This is a genomic window from Citrobacter sp. Cu233 (assembly GCF_030332225.1).
In the GTDB taxonomy this organism is placed as follows: domain Bacteria; phylum Pseudomonadota; class Gammaproteobacteria; order Enterobacterales; family Enterobacteriaceae; genus Citrobacter.
In genome coordinates, this window is the sequence record NZ_JAOWIF010000031.1 from 164,444 (window position 1) to 179,286 (window position 14,843).

At 49.6% G+C, this 14,843-nt stretch carries 15 protein-coding genes; 13 read left to right on the forward strand and 2 right to left on the reverse strand.

Annotation, left to right across the window (positions count from 1 at the left end; translation table 11 throughout):
• The first annotated feature begins 170 nt into the window (after positions 1 to 170).
• The 6 genes from OGX95_RS07200 (at position 171) to OGX95_RS07225 (ending at position 5,873) form a co-directional block, all read left to right on the forward strand.
• Positions 171 to 596: a GNAT family acetyltransferase gene (locus tag OGX95_RS07200; protein ID WP_172742464.1), complete on the forward strand. Its 426-nt coding sequence runs from the start codon at positions 171 to 173 to the stop codon at positions 594 to 596.
• On the forward strand, positions 583 to 1,032 hold the full coding sequence (locus OGX95_RS07205) for a DUF2919 domain-containing protein (RefSeq protein ID WP_286628950.1): 450 nt from the start codon (positions 583 to 585) through the stop codon (positions 1,030 to 1,032). The genes OGX95_RS07200 and OGX95_RS07205 overlap by 14 nt, the downstream gene beginning before the upstream one ends.
• Positions 1,033 to 1,091: 59 nt before the next feature.
• Positions 1,092 to 1,667 carry an RpoE-regulated lipoprotein gene (locus tag OGX95_RS07210; RefSeq protein WP_286628951.1) on the forward strand — a complete coding sequence of 192 codons (576 nt, stop codon included), beginning with the start codon at positions 1,092 to 1,094 and terminating at the stop codon, positions 1,665 to 1,667.
• Positions 1,668 to 1,760: 93 nt separating this feature from the next.
• The gene (yfeX, locus tag OGX95_RS07215) at positions 1,761 to 2,660 is read left to right on the forward strand and encodes a porphyrinogen peroxidase (protein WP_048210975.1); all 900 of its coding nucleotides are present in this window, start codon (positions 1,761 to 1,763) and stop codon (positions 2,658 to 2,660) included.
• Positions 2,661 to 3,116: 456 nt separating this feature from the next.
• Positions 3,117 to 4,493, forward strand: a complete 1,377-nt coding sequence (gene argH, locus OGX95_RS07220; protein ID WP_286628953.1) for an argininosuccinate lyase — start codon at positions 3,117 to 3,119, stop codon at positions 4,491 to 4,493.
• Between the two features lie 63 nt (positions 4,494 to 4,556).
• Entirely contained in the window at positions 4,557 to 5,873 is a 1,317-nt protein-coding gene (locus OGX95_RS07225; protein WP_286628954.1) for an anaerobic C4-dicarboxylate transporter family protein, read from the forward strand.
• A gap of 123 nt (positions 5,874 to 5,996) precedes the next feature.
• Here OGX95_RS07225 and OGX95_RS07230 read toward each other — a convergent pair whose 3' ends face one another.
• A complete protein-coding gene (locus tag OGX95_RS07230; protein ID WP_286628955.1) occupies positions 5,997 to 7,313 on the reverse strand; it encodes an anaerobic C4-dicarboxylate transporter family protein in 1,317 nt (438 codons plus the stop codon).
• 144 nt (positions 7,314 to 7,457) lie between these two features.
• Here OGX95_RS07230 and OGX95_RS07235 point away from each other — a divergent pair, with 144 nt between their 5' ends.
• The 7 genes from OGX95_RS07235 (at position 7,458) to cysM (ending at position 14,014) form a co-directional block, all read left to right on the forward strand.
• Positions 7,458 to 8,114 (forward strand): FadR/GntR family transcriptional regulator, encoded by a 657-nt coding sequence (locus OGX95_RS07235; RefSeq protein ID WP_286628956.1) that lies wholly within the window; start codon positions 7,458 to 7,460, stop codon positions 8,112 to 8,114.
• A gap of 172 nt (positions 8,115 to 8,286) precedes the next feature.
• Positions 8,287 to 9,078, forward strand: coding sequence for an SDR family oxidoreductase UcpA (ucpA, locus tag OGX95_RS07240; RefSeq protein ID WP_286628957.1), 792 nt, complete (start codon positions 8,287 to 8,289; stop codon positions 9,076 to 9,078).
• A gap of 157 nt (positions 9,079 to 9,235) precedes the next feature.
• Entirely contained in the window at positions 9,236 to 10,252 is a 1,017-nt protein-coding gene (cysP, locus tag OGX95_RS07245; protein ID WP_286628958.1) for a thiosulfate/sulfate ABC transporter substrate-binding protein CysP, read from the forward strand.
• A complete protein-coding gene (gene cysT, locus OGX95_RS07250; protein WP_003038061.1) occupies positions 10,253 to 11,086 on the forward strand; it encodes a sulfate/thiosulfate ABC transporter permease CysT in 834 nt (277 codons plus the stop codon).
• The gene (cysW, locus tag OGX95_RS07255; RefSeq protein ID WP_286628960.1) at positions 11,086 to 11,961 is read left to right on the forward strand and encodes a sulfate/thiosulfate ABC transporter permease CysW; all 876 of its coding nucleotides are present in this window, start codon (positions 11,086 to 11,088) and stop codon (positions 11,959 to 11,961) included. Before cysT ends, cysW begins: the two co-directional genes overlap by 1 nt.
• Positions 11,951 to 13,048, forward strand: a complete 1,098-nt coding sequence (cysA, locus tag OGX95_RS07260; protein ID WP_286628961.1) for a sulfate/thiosulfate ABC transporter ATP-binding protein CysA — start codon at positions 11,951 to 11,953, stop codon at positions 13,046 to 13,048. The genes cysW and cysA overlap by 11 nt, the downstream gene beginning before the upstream one ends.
• Positions 13,049 to 13,117: 69 nt before the next feature.
• Positions 13,118 to 14,014 (forward strand): cysteine synthase CysM, encoded by an 897-nt coding sequence (cysM, locus tag OGX95_RS07265; RefSeq protein WP_286628962.1) that lies wholly within the window; start codon positions 13,118 to 13,120, stop codon positions 14,012 to 14,014.
• A 105-nt stretch (positions 14,015 to 14,119) separates the two neighbouring features.
• On the opposite strand, the gene OGX95_RS07270 is transcribed toward cysM, so the two are convergent.
• The gene (locus OGX95_RS07270) at positions 14,120 to 14,836 is read right to left on the reverse strand and encodes a type 1 glutamine amidotransferase (RefSeq protein WP_286628963.1); all 717 of its coding nucleotides are present in this window, start codon (positions 14,834 to 14,836) and stop codon (positions 14,120 to 14,122) included.
• Between the last annotated feature and the right edge of the window lie 7 nt (positions 14,837 to 14,843).

A 14,843-nucleotide genomic window follows, 5' to 3' on the forward strand; every position in this document is an offset into this window, starting at 1 on the left:
ATCGCGTAGTCCGTTGCGACGGATCGGGATAAGAATTGTTTTACTTTTCATTTCAATACGTGACAATTCCGTATTATGCCATTTTTTCCGTCGCTTCGCGTCAGATATTGGCTAAATCAGTGGTTCGCGCCATAATCGCTTTTTAACGTCCTGAAAAGGAAACTAATACCATGGACATACGCGTATTTCGCCAGGAAGATTTCGAAGAGGTGATCACCCTCTGGGAGCGCTGTGATCTGCTGCGTCCATGGAATGACCCGGAAATGGACATTGAGCGCAAAGTCAATCATGACGTCAGTTTGTTTCTGGTCGCAGAAGTGAACGGTGAAGTTGTCGGCACAGTGATGGGGGGCTATGACGGTCATCGTGGTTCCGCTTATTACCTTGGCGTGCATCCTGAGTTCAGGGGGCGTGGTATTGCTAATGCGCTGCTGAACCGACTGGAGAAAAAGCTCATTGCCCGTGGTTGTCCAAAGATTCAAATCATGGTGCGTGACGATAATGACGTTGTGCTGGGAATGTATGAGCGTTTGGGCTATGAACATACCGATGTACTCCATCTGGGTAAACGTTTAATCGAAGATGAAGAGTACTGAGTTCCATCCCGCCGACTATGACGGTCATGGGCGTCTGCGTCTGCCATTTCTGTTCTGGTGCGTGCTGCTGCTCCAGGCGCGTACCTGGGTGTTGTTTGTGATTGCGGGGTCTTCCCGCGATCAGGGCAACACGTTGCTGAATTTGTTTTATCCCGATCATGACGCGTTCTGGCTGGGGTTACTTCCCGGTGTTCCGGCCGTACTGGCATTTTTACTCAGCGGGCGGCGTTTCACATTTCCAGTTTTGTGGCACAGGCTGCGCGGATTACTGATTCTGGCTCAACTGGCGCTGCTCTGCTGGCAGCCGATGCTGTGGCTGGAAGGCGATCCTGTCAACGGCGTTGGTCTGGCGCTGTTGGTGGCGGATATTGTCGCGCTGGTCTGGCTGTTAACCAATCAACGTTTGCGTGCCTGTTTTTCCCCCGAGAAAGAATAACGGCACTTTTTAGTGAAACCGGACTCAAAGCAGCGTTGATAAATATGGAAGGAAGTGAAATGAAATCACTGCGTTTGACGTTATGCGCGATACCGCTGGTGCTGACCGGGTGTTCAACCCTCTCATCGGTGAACTGGTCCGCCGCTAATCCGTGGAACTGGTTTGGTTCTTCGACCGAGGTCACTGAGCAAGGCGTGGGAAAACTCACGGGTGCGACAATACTGGAAGAAAAGACCATTGCTGATGCGCTGGATGGCGATTATCGCCTGCGTAGTGGGATGAAAACCAATAACGGCAATGTAGTGCGATTTTTTGAGGCGATGAAAGATGACAAGCTGGCAATGGTGATCAATGGCGACCAGGGAACCATCAGCCGCATTGATGTATTGGACAGCAACATCGCATCAGCCTCGGGTGTCGAAATCGGTACACCGTTTAGCGACCTTTACACTAAAGCGTTCGGTAATTGCCAGAAAGCAACCGGTGATGACAGTGCGCATGTTGAGTGTAAAGCCGAAGGAAGTCAGCATATTAGCTATATTTTCTCCGGCGAGTGGAGCGGCCCTGAAGGCATAATGCCGTCTGACGATACGCTGAAAGAGTGGAAAGTAAGCAAAATTATCTGGCGGCGTTAATTTGCGTCTGAACAAATCGACTTACTAAAAAAACAGGTAGAATAACGCCTATCAATGCCACGATGTCGTGGCAGCTTTTTTTCAGGAGGAACAATGTCTCAGGTTCAGAGTGGCATTTTGCCAGAACATTGCCGTGCGGCGATTTGGATTGAAGCCAATGTAAAAGGTGATGTTGAGGCTCTGCGAGCGGCCAGTAAAACATTTGCCGATAAGCTGGCAACCTTTGAAGCGAAATTCCCGGATGCGCACCTTGGCGCGGTAGTCGCCTTTGGCAACAATACCTGGCGCACACTGAGCGGCGGCGTGGGCGCTGAAGAGCTGAAAGACTTCATCCCCTACGGTAAAGGACTGGCTCCGGCGACCCAGTATGACGTACTGATCCATATTCTCTCCCTGCGTCATGACGTGAATTTCTCCGTTGCGCAGGCGGCGATGGAAGCCTTTGGCGACTGCATCGAGGTGAAAGAAGAGATCCACGGTTTCCGCTGGGTGGAAGAGCGCGATCTCAGCGGCTTTGTAGACGGCACGGAAAACCCGGCGGGAGAAGAAACGCGTCGTGAAGTCGCTGTCATCAAAGATGGCGTGGATGCCGGCGGCAGCTATGTGTTTGTGCAGCGTTGGGAGCACAACCTGAAGCAACTGAACCGCATGAGTATTCACGATCAGGAAATGATGATTGGCCGCACCAAGGAAGCCAACGAAGAGATCGATGGTGACGATCGTCCGGTAACATCTCACCTGAGCCGTGTGGATCTGAAAGAAGATGGCAAGGGTCTGAAAATTGTTCGTCAGAGCCTGCCATACGGTACAGCCAGCGGTACACATGGTCTCTATTTCTGCGCTTACTGCGCGCGTCTGCACAATATTGAGCAGCAACTGCTGAGCATGTTTGGTGATACCGACGGCAAACGTGACGCGATGCTGCGCTTTACTAAACCGGTCACCGGTGGCTATTACTTTGCACCGTCACTGGATCGACTGATGGCGCTGTAATTCTTGATTCCAGATGGCGGTTACGCCGCCATCTTTTACAAAATAGTTACCCTCCGAACCCCACAACGTTTGCCATGCTGATGTTGCCCCCGCATTGACGTTCATCGTAAAAAATCACATCCCAAATTCAGTGTTGTTTACCTGCTAGTTAGTGGGCTAAAGCGCCGATATTAATCACCGCCATTTAGAATTAATAAGTAATAGATTCCAGATAATTACTTTAAAGATTCCGAATGTATCTGAAATAAATCATCGTTTAAATGTGATGAAGATCTGATTTTTTTATTCTATTCATAAAAAATAAAATGCCTTATAAGTCTAATTAATTTCGTTATAAATTGATTTAATGACTTGATTTGTTGACAATTAAAATAATGGCCTTGTAATCTGAAAATGAGCGAAAAATAACGGAATTTCTGTTTAACCATTTGGCAACAAAAGTGCATTGGAGGTTTTATGTCTACAAAATTATGGGGTGGGCGTTTTGATATGCCTACAAATAAATTGGTCGAATCATACAACGCGACAATTATGCTGGAACAACGCCTCTGTCCTTTTGATATTCAAGGGAGTATTGCCCACGCGACTATGTTGGGCCGTCAGGGGATTATCACACAGGATGAAGCGAATGCGATTATTGGCGGGTTAAAGCAAGTAGGCAAAGAGATTGAAGAAGGGCAGTTCGTTTTTGATACTGTTGATGAAGATATTCATATGGCAATCGAAAGACGTATGACCGAAATAATTGGTCCTGTTGGCGGGAAACTTCATACAGGTCGAAGTCGTAATGACCAGACGACTGTCGATTCTAAAATGCACATGAGATCAACTATTCGTGATATTCAGCAGGATATTGTTAATCTGCAAAAAATCATTATCAACAAAGCTGAAAATAATATTAATGCGATTATGCCGGGCTATACTCATTTACAGACCGGTCAGCCCATTCTTTTATCGCACTGGATCATGGCATATTATTGGATGTTACGTCGTGACTGGACTCGTTTTGCAGACCTTTATCAACGCATGGGAGAATGTCCTTTAGGTTCAGCTGCTCTTGCAGGCACGACTTTCCCTATTGATCGTGATTTCACCGCTCAACAGCTTGGCTTTGATAAGCCGACTGAGAATAGTATTGATTCTGTCAGCGATCGTGACCATATGGTTGAATTCACTGCTGCAGCCGCTATGTGCTTTATGCATCTTACCCGTTTGTCAGAAGAACTGGTTTTATTCTCAAGTCAGGATTTTAAATTTATCGAGCTTTCTGATGATTTCTGCACCGGTTCCAGCATCATGCCACAGAAGAAAAATCCCGACGTGGCTGAAAAAATGCGCGGCAAAGGTGGTCGTATGTACGGAAATTTAATGGCGATGCTGACCATTATGAAAGGGATTCCTCTCGCCTATAATACTGATATGAGTGAGGATAAAGAGCAGGTCTATGATTCCATGGATACTTTGCAGACCAGTCTAAAAATTATGGCACCGATGCTCGATAAAATGGTTATTCTTTCTGATAATACTCGCAACGCGGCGGCAAGAGGTTTCTCAAATGCGACCGATATGGCTGACTACCTGGTTCGTAAGGGAATTCCTTTCAGGGAAGCTCACCATATTGTCGGCAGTGCTGTTAATTACTGTATAAAACATAGAAAAATGCTGGAAGAACTTACAATGGATGAGTTTCATTCATTTGATAATAAAATTGAAAATGATATTTATGAGAATATATCTCTGGAAGCCTGTATTAAAGCAAGGATGTCTTATGGTGGAACAGGGACGGATGCCGTTAAAAAACAGATCGAAATTGCAAAATCATATCTGAACTAATCCTGAGCATAATAATCAATATCTCCCGGATGCAATATCCGGGAGTCGCGTTGAGGTGAAAAAATGGATGCTTTGTTTTTTTTACAATTGTTTATTGTGCTCGCTTGTATTGGTATCGGCGGGCGTTATGGCGGAATGGGACTTGGTGCTGGTGGCGGACTTGGTGTTGCCATATTAGTTCTGGGGTTTGGACTTAAACCCTCCACACCATCTATTACTGCAATGCTAATTATTATTTGTGTTATTGGTGCAGTCAGTGTATTACAGGCTGCTGGTGGACTTGATTATCTTGTGCGCGTGGCTGAAAAATTACTCCGTAAAAAGCCACAGGCTATTACCTTTGTTGCCCCAATATTGACTTCAATATTTACGTTATTCTGCGGGACTACTTACGTTGCATTCTCTTTGTATCCGGTTGTTGCTGAGGTTGCCGCTGAAGCAAAGGTCCGCCCGGAGCGAGCATTGTCCGCAACGGTTATAGCGGCTAGCGTCGCGGTTGCCGCCAGCCCGATGAGTGCGGCAACCGCGGGGATGCTGGCTATTCTGCATGAATATGCTGGAATTAGCCTTGGGCAAATACTGGCTATTGCTCTTCCTTCATTTTTTATGGCTGCCATTGTTACCAGCTTTTCAGTGTACAAACGCGGAAAAGAGCTGGAGGATGATCCTGAGTTTCAAAGGCGAGTTGCCGCTGGTGAATATGAGTTCATGCATACTGAGCAGAAAAAAGAATTTGTTGCTTCAGCGGGCGCAAAAAAAGGGGTCGTTATCTTTGCGATTGGGGTGGTGCTGGTTCTTATTTTAGGTTCTTTTACCGGGTTACTCCCTTCCTGGGATGGAAAAAGACTGTCAACCCCGATGGTTATTCAGATGATCATGCTGACAGCTGCTTTGTTTATTATGATTGTCAGTAAAGTACCAAGTAGTACCTTGAACAGTGGCTCAGTCTTTCGTGCAGGCTTAATGGGGGTGGTTGCAATACTCGGCGTGTCATGGATGACGGCAACGTTTTTTGATGCTTATCAGCCAGAACTGATTAAGGTCTTTGGTGGTATGGTAAATGGCGCACCAATGCTTTTTGGTGTGGTTGTGTTCTTGTTCTCTCTGGTCATTATGAGCCCTGCGGCGACGGTCGCCGCCATCATGCCACTAGGTGTGACCTTGGGAATACCAGCACCGTTTCTTATCGCTATTTTTGCCTGTACCTGCGGTGATTTTATTATACCGGGAGCCAATCAAATCGGTTGTGTTGCATTTGACCGAACAGGTACTACAAAGATTGGACGTTTTGTTGTCAACCATAGCTACATACGTCCGGGTTTTGTAATGGTTATCTCTCAGGTAATTTTTGCCTACTTAATTGCTCAGGTTGTCCTGTAAAGCGTATTCTGTGGGAAATTACAGTAGCAATATTGAGAAGTAAGTAATGGCATCCTCTCTGAGGTGAATCAAGGGGGATGCCAGGAGAAAATAGGTATTACCCAATTAAATTGCTCTCCCGCGCTACATCAGCATACTGGAAAAAAGGAAGCAAAAAAGAGTTGATGCCACAACGGTAACAAGGCCTGGTAGCATATAGCTGTGATTAACCACATACTTGCCAATTCGAGTTGTCCCTGTACGATCAAACGCCACACAGCCAATCTGTGCTCCCCCTGGAATAATGAATGATCCACAGGTTAGCGGGAGCAGGGCGACCAAAGTTTCTGCCGGATATCCCATTAACACGCCTGCGGGGAGTAACGCTACAGCAGTTGCCGCTGGGCTATAAATTACGGCAGAAAGCCCAAAAACAATAATGCCGAACAATACTGGATTCTGAAAATCGTGGAAAGCCGTGTTAAATAATTCGTGCCAGGCTTCAAAAAAGGAGTTCATCATCCATGACAGACCAAATATGGCGACGACGCCTACAAGGCCGGCTTTGAAAACAGAACCTGAATCGAGTTTTGAAGGCGAAATTCGACACACCATCATAATAATACATGCCGTTGTCAGCATAACTATTTGCAGCGTGGTTGGGATACTCATACGCTCCATCCCTGTGCCGTTATTCCATTCAGGACGTAATTCAGGAATTGAACCCATAAGGACGACCAGGATGATCCCGATAAGAAAAATCAGTAATCCTCTCTTGGCCTCTTTAGTCACAATACTGGCTGCTCGCTCTTCAGCTTTTATCGATTCGAACTCACCTTCAGCAACTCTGCGTTGGAATTCTGGATCGCTGTTAAGCTCATGACCTCTTTTAAAGACGAACAGGCAGCCGACAAGACAACCAAGGAAAGTTCCGGGAATAGTGACTAATAAGATATCTAAAGCAGAGACATGTAATCCAGCAAGGACTGCAATTGTCCCTGTAACGACCGCACTGACCGGGCTGGCAATGAGTCCAAAATTGGCAGCGATGACTGACATCGACATGGCTCTTTCTGGCCGTACCCTCGCATCAGCTGCAATTTCTGCAATTACTGGATAAACGGAAAAGGCGACATATCCTGTTCCGCAGATTGCAGTAAAAAGGTAAGCGACTGCTGGTCCGAGAAAAGTGATAGCGCCCGGCCACTTTCTGAGGATCCGTTCAGCCATCGTCACGAATAAATCAAGCCCGCCAGCTGCCTGGAGGATTGTGATACAAGTGATAACAGCAAGGATAATAGAAATAACAGTAATAGGAGGAGAGTCGGGCGGGAGTCCAAAACCAAAAGTCAGGATAGCGAGTCCTAGCCCGCCTGCCGCCCCCAGGCCAATCCCGCCAAAACGCCCACCTATACCGATACATGTAAGCACTATCGCAAACTGAGTTACGAATAACACCATAATTAATTCCTTTTTATTAACAAATGGCTTGATATAGTTTGAATAATAGGGGCTATAATCTTACCATAACAGTATATTAAGCAATCTAACTTATTAGATTATTTATACTCATGCGTTTTGTAGCTCTTTAATCAGAGAGTGTTTATGGATAACAAAAACGAACTGTTTGAAAGTATTAAAAATTATCTGCTTGATGATGCTAACCGTGATGCCGATGGTCGCATTGAAACTGAGACTGAACTTGCTGTTCGTTTTAATACATCAAGATATAAAGTTCGTCAGGCGCTCAGCACACTGGTACAGATGGGAATGCTTGAGCGCTCTCCCCGGCGTGGCAGCGTTTTGAAAAATTTGGAACAGCACAACATAAATAACCAGTTGCTAATGCAGTTTGATTTGTCCGGGTTTGATATCACAGAATTTACAGAGGCAAGGATCCTGATTGAGTGTGCGATTATCCCTCTGGCAACGCGTAGAATTTTCCCGGCAATGCTCTCTAAACTTGAGAGCGAGTTAAGGCTTATTGAAGAAAATGCTGATAACCCGCAGGTGGCCGATCGTCACGACAGGGATTTTCATTTACTGTTGTTACAGGCGAGCGGCAACCGGGTGCTTCAGGTCTTCTCTGATGTTTTGATCACGTATTTCGAGAAAACCAGGGAGTCGTTACCTGTGAACGATCGTCAGTATTTTCTTGATACGGCGACGAAACAGAGAGAAATACTGCTTCATATCAAAAAAGGGGATGCACAGATGGCATCTGAGTTGATGAGAGCACATTTGCTGGAAAAAAGGCTGTAAGTCCTCTGTTCATCTGGTCAGATCGTGATTGTTGTTAGGTCCCCGCATCGTCGGGGATTTTTTTACCTGAGTTTAACCTGATTTAGTGAGCTATTCCTCAGCACTAATTTGTTATTGCTGTATCTTCTGCGTGATGAAGCGAAGGCTTCATATTCAAAAGGAGAATATTGAAATGGGAAAACTCACGGGCAAAACAGCATTGATTACAGGCGCATCTCAGGGTATTGGCGAGGGGATCGCCAGAACGTTTGCCCGCCATGGCGCGAACTTAATCCTGCTGGATATCTCCGATGAGATTGAAAAACTGGCGGATGAACTGGCTGGACGCGGGCATCGCTGCACAGCGGTTCACGCTGACGTCAGAGATTTTGCTTCTGTTACCGCCGCGGTGAAACGCGCGAAGAAGATTGAAGGCAAAATCGATATTCTGGTCAACAATGCGGGCGTATGTCGCCTCGGCAACTTCCTTGATATGAGCGATGAAGATCGCGATTTCCACATTGACGTCAACATTAAAGGCGTCTGGAACGTGACGAAGGCCGTTCTGCCGGAGATGATTGCGCGCAAAGACGGGCGCATCGTGATGATGTCATCAGTGACTGGCGATATGGTTGCCGATCCGGGTGAAACAGCCTATGCGCTGTCGAAAGCCGCGATCATCGGTTTGACCAAATCCCTGGCTGTGGAATACGCGCAGTCCGGCATTCGCGTTAATGCTATTTGCCCGGGCTACGTTCGTACGCCGATGGCAGAGAATATTGCTCGTCAGTCTAACCCGGACGATCCTGAATCCGTATTAGTCGAAATGGCGAAAGCGATTCCAATGCGCCGTCTGGCCTGCCCACTCGAAGTCGGTGAACTGGCGGCGTTCCTGGCGTCGGATGAGTCCAGTTACTTAACTGGCACGCAAAACGTGATTGATGGCGGCAGCACACTGCCTGAAAGCGTCAGCGTCGGCGTCTGATTGATGCCGGTCTCCTCCCCGTGCACTGGGGAGGAGGTACCTCTTATTCTCTTTTCAACTTTCAAATCATCAAACGGTATATAAAACCGTTACTCCTTTAGTGCCGGTTATAAATATGATGACCATAAGAAAGTCATTAAATTTATAAGGGTGCGCAATGGCCGTTAACTTACTGAAAAAAAGAACCCTGACGCTGGCGGCGCTGCTGTTGCTGGTGGGGCAGGCGCAGGCAACAGAGCTGTTGAACAGTTCATACGATGTGTCTCGCGAGCTGTTTGCCGCCCTTAATCCTCCGTTTGAGCAGCAATGGGCGAAGGATAACGGCGGTGACAAACTGACGATAAAGCAATCTCATGCCGGGTCATCAAAACAGGCGCTGGCGATTTTACAGGGACTGAAAGCCGATGTGGTGACCTATAACCAGGTGACCGACGTGCAGATCCTGCACGACAAAGGCAAGTTGCTCCCGGCCGACTGGCAAACTCGTCTGCCGAACAACAGTTCACCGTTCTATTCCACAATGGGATTCCTGGTGCGTAAAGGAAACCCCAAAAATATTCACGACTGGAATGACCTTGTTCGCTCTGACGTCAAGCTTATCTTCCCGAACCCGAAAACCTCCGGGAATGCGCGCTACACCTATTTAGCGGCGTGGGGCGCTGCGGATAAAGCAGACGGCGGCGATAAAGCCAAAACCGAACAGTTTATGACCCAGTTCCTGAAAAACGTCGAAGTGTTTGATACTGGCGGCCGTGGCGCGACCACCACTTTTGCTGAGCGTGGGCTCGGTGACGTATTGATCAGCTTCGAGTCAGAAGTGAATAACATTCGCAAGCAGTATGAAGCGCAGGGTTTTGAGGTTGTTATTCCGAAAACCAATATTCTTGCCGAGTTCCCGGTTGCCTGGGTAGATAAGAATGTGCAGGCCAACGGCACAGAGAAAGCGGCTAAAGCGTATCTGAACTGGCTGTACAGCCCGCAGGCGCAAACCATCATCACCGACTATTACTACCGTGTGAATAACCCACAGGTAATGGACAAGCTGCAAGATAAATTCCCGCAGACTGAATTGTTCCGCGTAGAAGACAAGTTCGGCTCCTGGCCTGAAGTGATGAAAACACACTTTGTCAGCGGTGGTGAGCTGGACAAGCTGTTGGCGGCGGGGCGCAAGTAAATGTTTGCTGTTTCTTCCCGACGCGTGCTGCCCGGCTTTACCTTAAGTCTGGGTACCAGCTTACTGTTTGTGTGCCTGATATTGCTGCTACCGCTTAGTGCGCTGGTAATGCAACTGGCGCAAATGAGCTGGGCGCAATATTGGGATGTGATTACTAACCCGCAGGTAGTGGCGGCCTATAAAGTCACGCTGCTGTCAGCATTTGTAGCGTCGATTTTTAACGGCGTGTTTGGTCTGTTAATGGCGTGGATCTTAACCCGCTACCGTTTTCCGGGCCGCACGTTGCTGGATGCGCTGATGGACCTGCCGTTTGCGCTGCCTACGGCGGTAGCGGGTCTGACGCTGGCGTCACTGTTTTCGGTCAACGGTTTCTACGGCGAATGGCTGGCGAAACTGGATATTAAGGTCACTTACACCTGGCTGGGTATTGCGGTGGCTATGGCATTTACCAGTATTCCGTTCGTGGTGCGTACCGTACAGCCGGTGCTGGAGGAGTTAGGCCCGGAGTATGAAGAAGCGGCGGAAACGCTTGGTGCTACGCGTTGGCAGAGTTTTCGTAAAGTGGTGCTGCCGGAGTTATCACCTGCGCTGGTTGCTGGTGTGGCGCTCTCCTTCACCCGCAGTCTGGGGGAGTTTGGCGCCGTTATTTTCATCGCCGGGAACATTGCGTGGAAAACGGAAGTGACCTCGCTGATGATTTTTGTCCGCTTGCAGGAGTTTGACTACCCGGCCGCCAGCGCGATTGCGTCAGTAATCCTTGGGGCTTCGTTGTTGCTGCTGTTTTCGATTAACACCCTGCAGAGTCGCTTTGGTCGACGCGTGGTAGGTCACTGATGGCAGAGATTACCCAATTGAAACGCTATGGCGCGCCCCGCATCAACTGGGGGAAATGGTTTCTGATTGGCACGGGCATGCTGGTGTCCGCGTTTATTTTGCTGGTGCCGATGATCTATATCTTCGTGCAGGCGTTCAGTAAAGGGGTACTGCCGGTATTACAGAATCTGGCTAATCCGGACATGCTGCATGCCATCTGGCTTACGGTGTTGATCGCACTGATCGCCGTGCCGGTGAACCTGGTGTTTGGCGTCTTGCTGGCCTGGCTGGTGACCCGTTTTAACTTCCCTGGTCGTCAGTTATTGCTGACGTTGCTGGATATCCCGTTTGCGGTGTCGCCGGTTGTTGCGGGTCTGGTGTATCTGCTGTTTTACGGCTCCAACGGCCCGCTCGGCGGCTGGCTGGATGAACATAACCTGCAAATCATGTTTGCCTGGCCGGGGATGGTGCTGGTTACGGTATTTGTGACCTGTCCGTTTGTGGTGCGCGAACTGGTGCCAGTGATGTTGAGCCAGGGCAGCAATGAAGACGAAGCGGCGGTTTTACTCGGTGCATCCGGCTGGCAGATGTTCCGTCGTGTGACGTTACCGAATATCCGCTGGGCGCTACTGTATGGCGTGGTGCTGACGAATGCCCGCGCGATTGGCGAATTTGGCGCGGTGTCGGTGGTTTCTGGTTCGATTCGCGGCGAAACCTTGTCGTTGCCATTGCAGATTGAATTACTGGAGCAGGATTACAACACTGTCGGCTCCTTTACCGCAGCGGCGTTGTTAACGCTGATGGCGATTATTACCCTGTTTTTGAAGAGCATGCTGCAATGGCGCCTGGAGAACCAGGAAAAACGCGCGCAGCAGGAGGAAAATCATGAGCATTGAGATTGCCAATATTAAGAAGTCTTTTGGTCGCACCCAGGTGCTGAACGATATCTCGCTGGATATTCCTTCAGGTCAGATGGTCGCGCTGCTGGGACCATCCGGTTCGGGTAAAACGACGCTGCTGCGCATCATTGCCGGGCTTGAGCATCAGTCCAGCGGGCATATCCGTTTTCACGGTACGGACGTCAGTCGTCTGCACGCCCGCGACCGTAAGGTGGGCTTCGTCTTTCAGCACTACGCGCTGTTTCGTCATATGACCGTGTTCGACAATATCGCCTTTGGCCTGACGGTACTGCCGCGTCGCGAACGTCCAAATGCCGCCGCCATCAAAGCAAAAGTCACCAAATTGCTGGAGATGGTGCAGCTTGCCCATCTGGCGGATCGCTTTCCGGCGCAGCTTTCCGGCGGGCAAAAACAGCGTGTGGCGCTGGCGCGTGCGTTGGCAGTGGAACCGCAGATCCTGCTGCTCGACGAACCGTTTGGCGCACTTGATGCTCAGGTGCGTAAAGAGTTGCGTCGCTGGTTGCGTCAGTTGCACGAAGAACTGAAATTCACCAGCGTGTTTGTCACCCACGATCAGGAAGAAGCGACGGAAGTGGCGGATCGCGTGGTGGTGATGAGCCAGGGACATATTGAGCAGGCTGATGCGCCGGACCAGGTATGGCGCGAACCGGCAACCCGCTTTGTGCTGGAGTTTATGGGCGAAGTTAACCGTCTGCAGGGCACGGTTCGTGGCGGTCAGTTCCACGTTGGCGCACATCGCTGGCCGCTGGGGTATACGCCCGCGTATCAGGGTCCGGTCGACCTGTTCCTGCGTCCGTGGGAAGTGGATGTGAGCCGTCGTACCAGCCTGGATTCCCCGTTGCCGGTACAGGTGCTGGAAGCCAGCCCGAAAGGTCACTACACCCAATTAGTTGTGCAACCACTGGGGTGGTATCACGAACCGCTGACAGTGGTCATGCAGGGAGACGATTCCCCAGCTCGTGGCGAACGCCTGTTTGTCGGGCTGCAAAATGCACGTCTGTACAACGGTGACCAGCGCATTGAAACGCGTGAAGCGGAACTTGCTCTGGCAGAATCGGCCTGATAGCTTAATTCGTATGTTTATCGCCCGGAGGCGCATTCCGCGATCCGGGCTTTTTTATGGACAGTGCTCGTGAACACATTAGAACAAACAATTGGCAATACGCCTCTGGTCAAACTGCAACGCCTTACGCCGGATAACGGCAGTGAAATTTGGGTCAAACTGGAAGGGAATAATCCAGCGGGCTCGGTGAAAGACCGGGCGGCGCTGTCGATGATTGTTGAAGCGGAGAAACGCGGAGAAATTAAGCCGGGCGATGTACTGATTGAAGCAACCAGCGGGAATACCGGCATTGCGCTGGCGATGATCGCCGCGCTGAAAGGCTATCGCATGAAGCTGCTGATGCCTGACAACATGAGTCAGGAACGCCGTTCGGCAATGCGTGCTTATGGCGCTGAACTGATTCTGGTGACTAAAGAGCAGGGCATGGAAGGGGCACGCGATTTAGCCCTGGAAATGGCCCAACGTGGCGAAGGAAAACTGCTCGATCAGTTTAACAATCCCGATAACCCGTATGCGCATTACACCACAACCGGCCCGGAAATCTGGCAGCAAACGTGCGGACGCATTACCCATTTCGTCTCCAGCATGGGCACCACAGGCACTATTACGGGGGTGTCGCGTTTTCTGCGTGAGCAGGCTAAACCGGTGACAATTGTCGGTCTGCAGCCGGAAGAGGGCAGCAGCATTCCGGGAATCCGCCGCTGGCCTGCGGAATATATGCCGGGTATTTTTAACGCTTCGCTGGTCGATGAAGTGCTGGATATTCATCAGACTGACGCCGAAAACACCATGCGTGAGCTGGCGGTTCGTGAAGGGATTTTCTGCGGCGTGAGCTCTGGCGGCGCGGTGGCGGGGGCGTTACGCGTGGCGCGTGCTACACCCGGATCTGTGGTGGTGGCGATCATCTGCGATCGCGGCGATCGCTACCTTTCGACCGGCGTTTTTGGTGAAGAGCACTTCAACTAGGGCGCAGGGATTTAATTTGTTTGCCTGATAAGCGTAGCGCCCTCTGGCAAACATACGACACGATCGCCGGATAAGACGTTGCGTGTTTTATCCGGCCTTCAATGACTAATCGTTACGGTTCTCTACCAGTTTATCCAGGAACTGCCACAGTTTTTCATTCATCTGTTGATAATCCCATTCGCGCATTTCAGCAACAGATCGGATAAAGCGTTTTCCTTCGGCCTCTGCTAACTCTTGTTCCGAATGCTGAATCAGCCCCTCTATTGCCTCGGCGGTGAATTCCATATGACACTGGAAGCCATAGATAAAATTACCGTATTGCACGATTTGTCTCGGACAGCCTTCACTTGTCGCAAGAATTGTCGCCTGATCGGTTAATCCAGGCATGTCGTTGTGCCAGTGACCGACCATCAGCGGCGATCCAAAGTGGGCGATCAGCGGGTTTGCTTTACCTGCTTCAGTCAGTGTAATGGGATAATGACCAATCTCTTTTTCCGGGCTTTGACATACCTTCGCGCCCAGCGCTTCGCCAATTAGCTGTGAACCTAAGCAGATCCCCAGCACAATTTTGCGTGCTGAAATCGCCTGATTGATCAGATGCTGTTCGGCCTGAGAATCAAAATACGGGCACTCCGCCAGCGTGGTGCGTGGAGACTGCGGGCCACCAAAGACAACCAGCATATCGAACCCATCAGCATTGGCGGGAACCGATTCTCCGGCGTAAACCTGTGACCAGGTGATGGTATAGCCACGCTGTTCTGCCCATGGCAGATACGCGCCAGCAGATTCAAAAGACTCATGAATAACAAAATGAACTCGCACTTTTTCT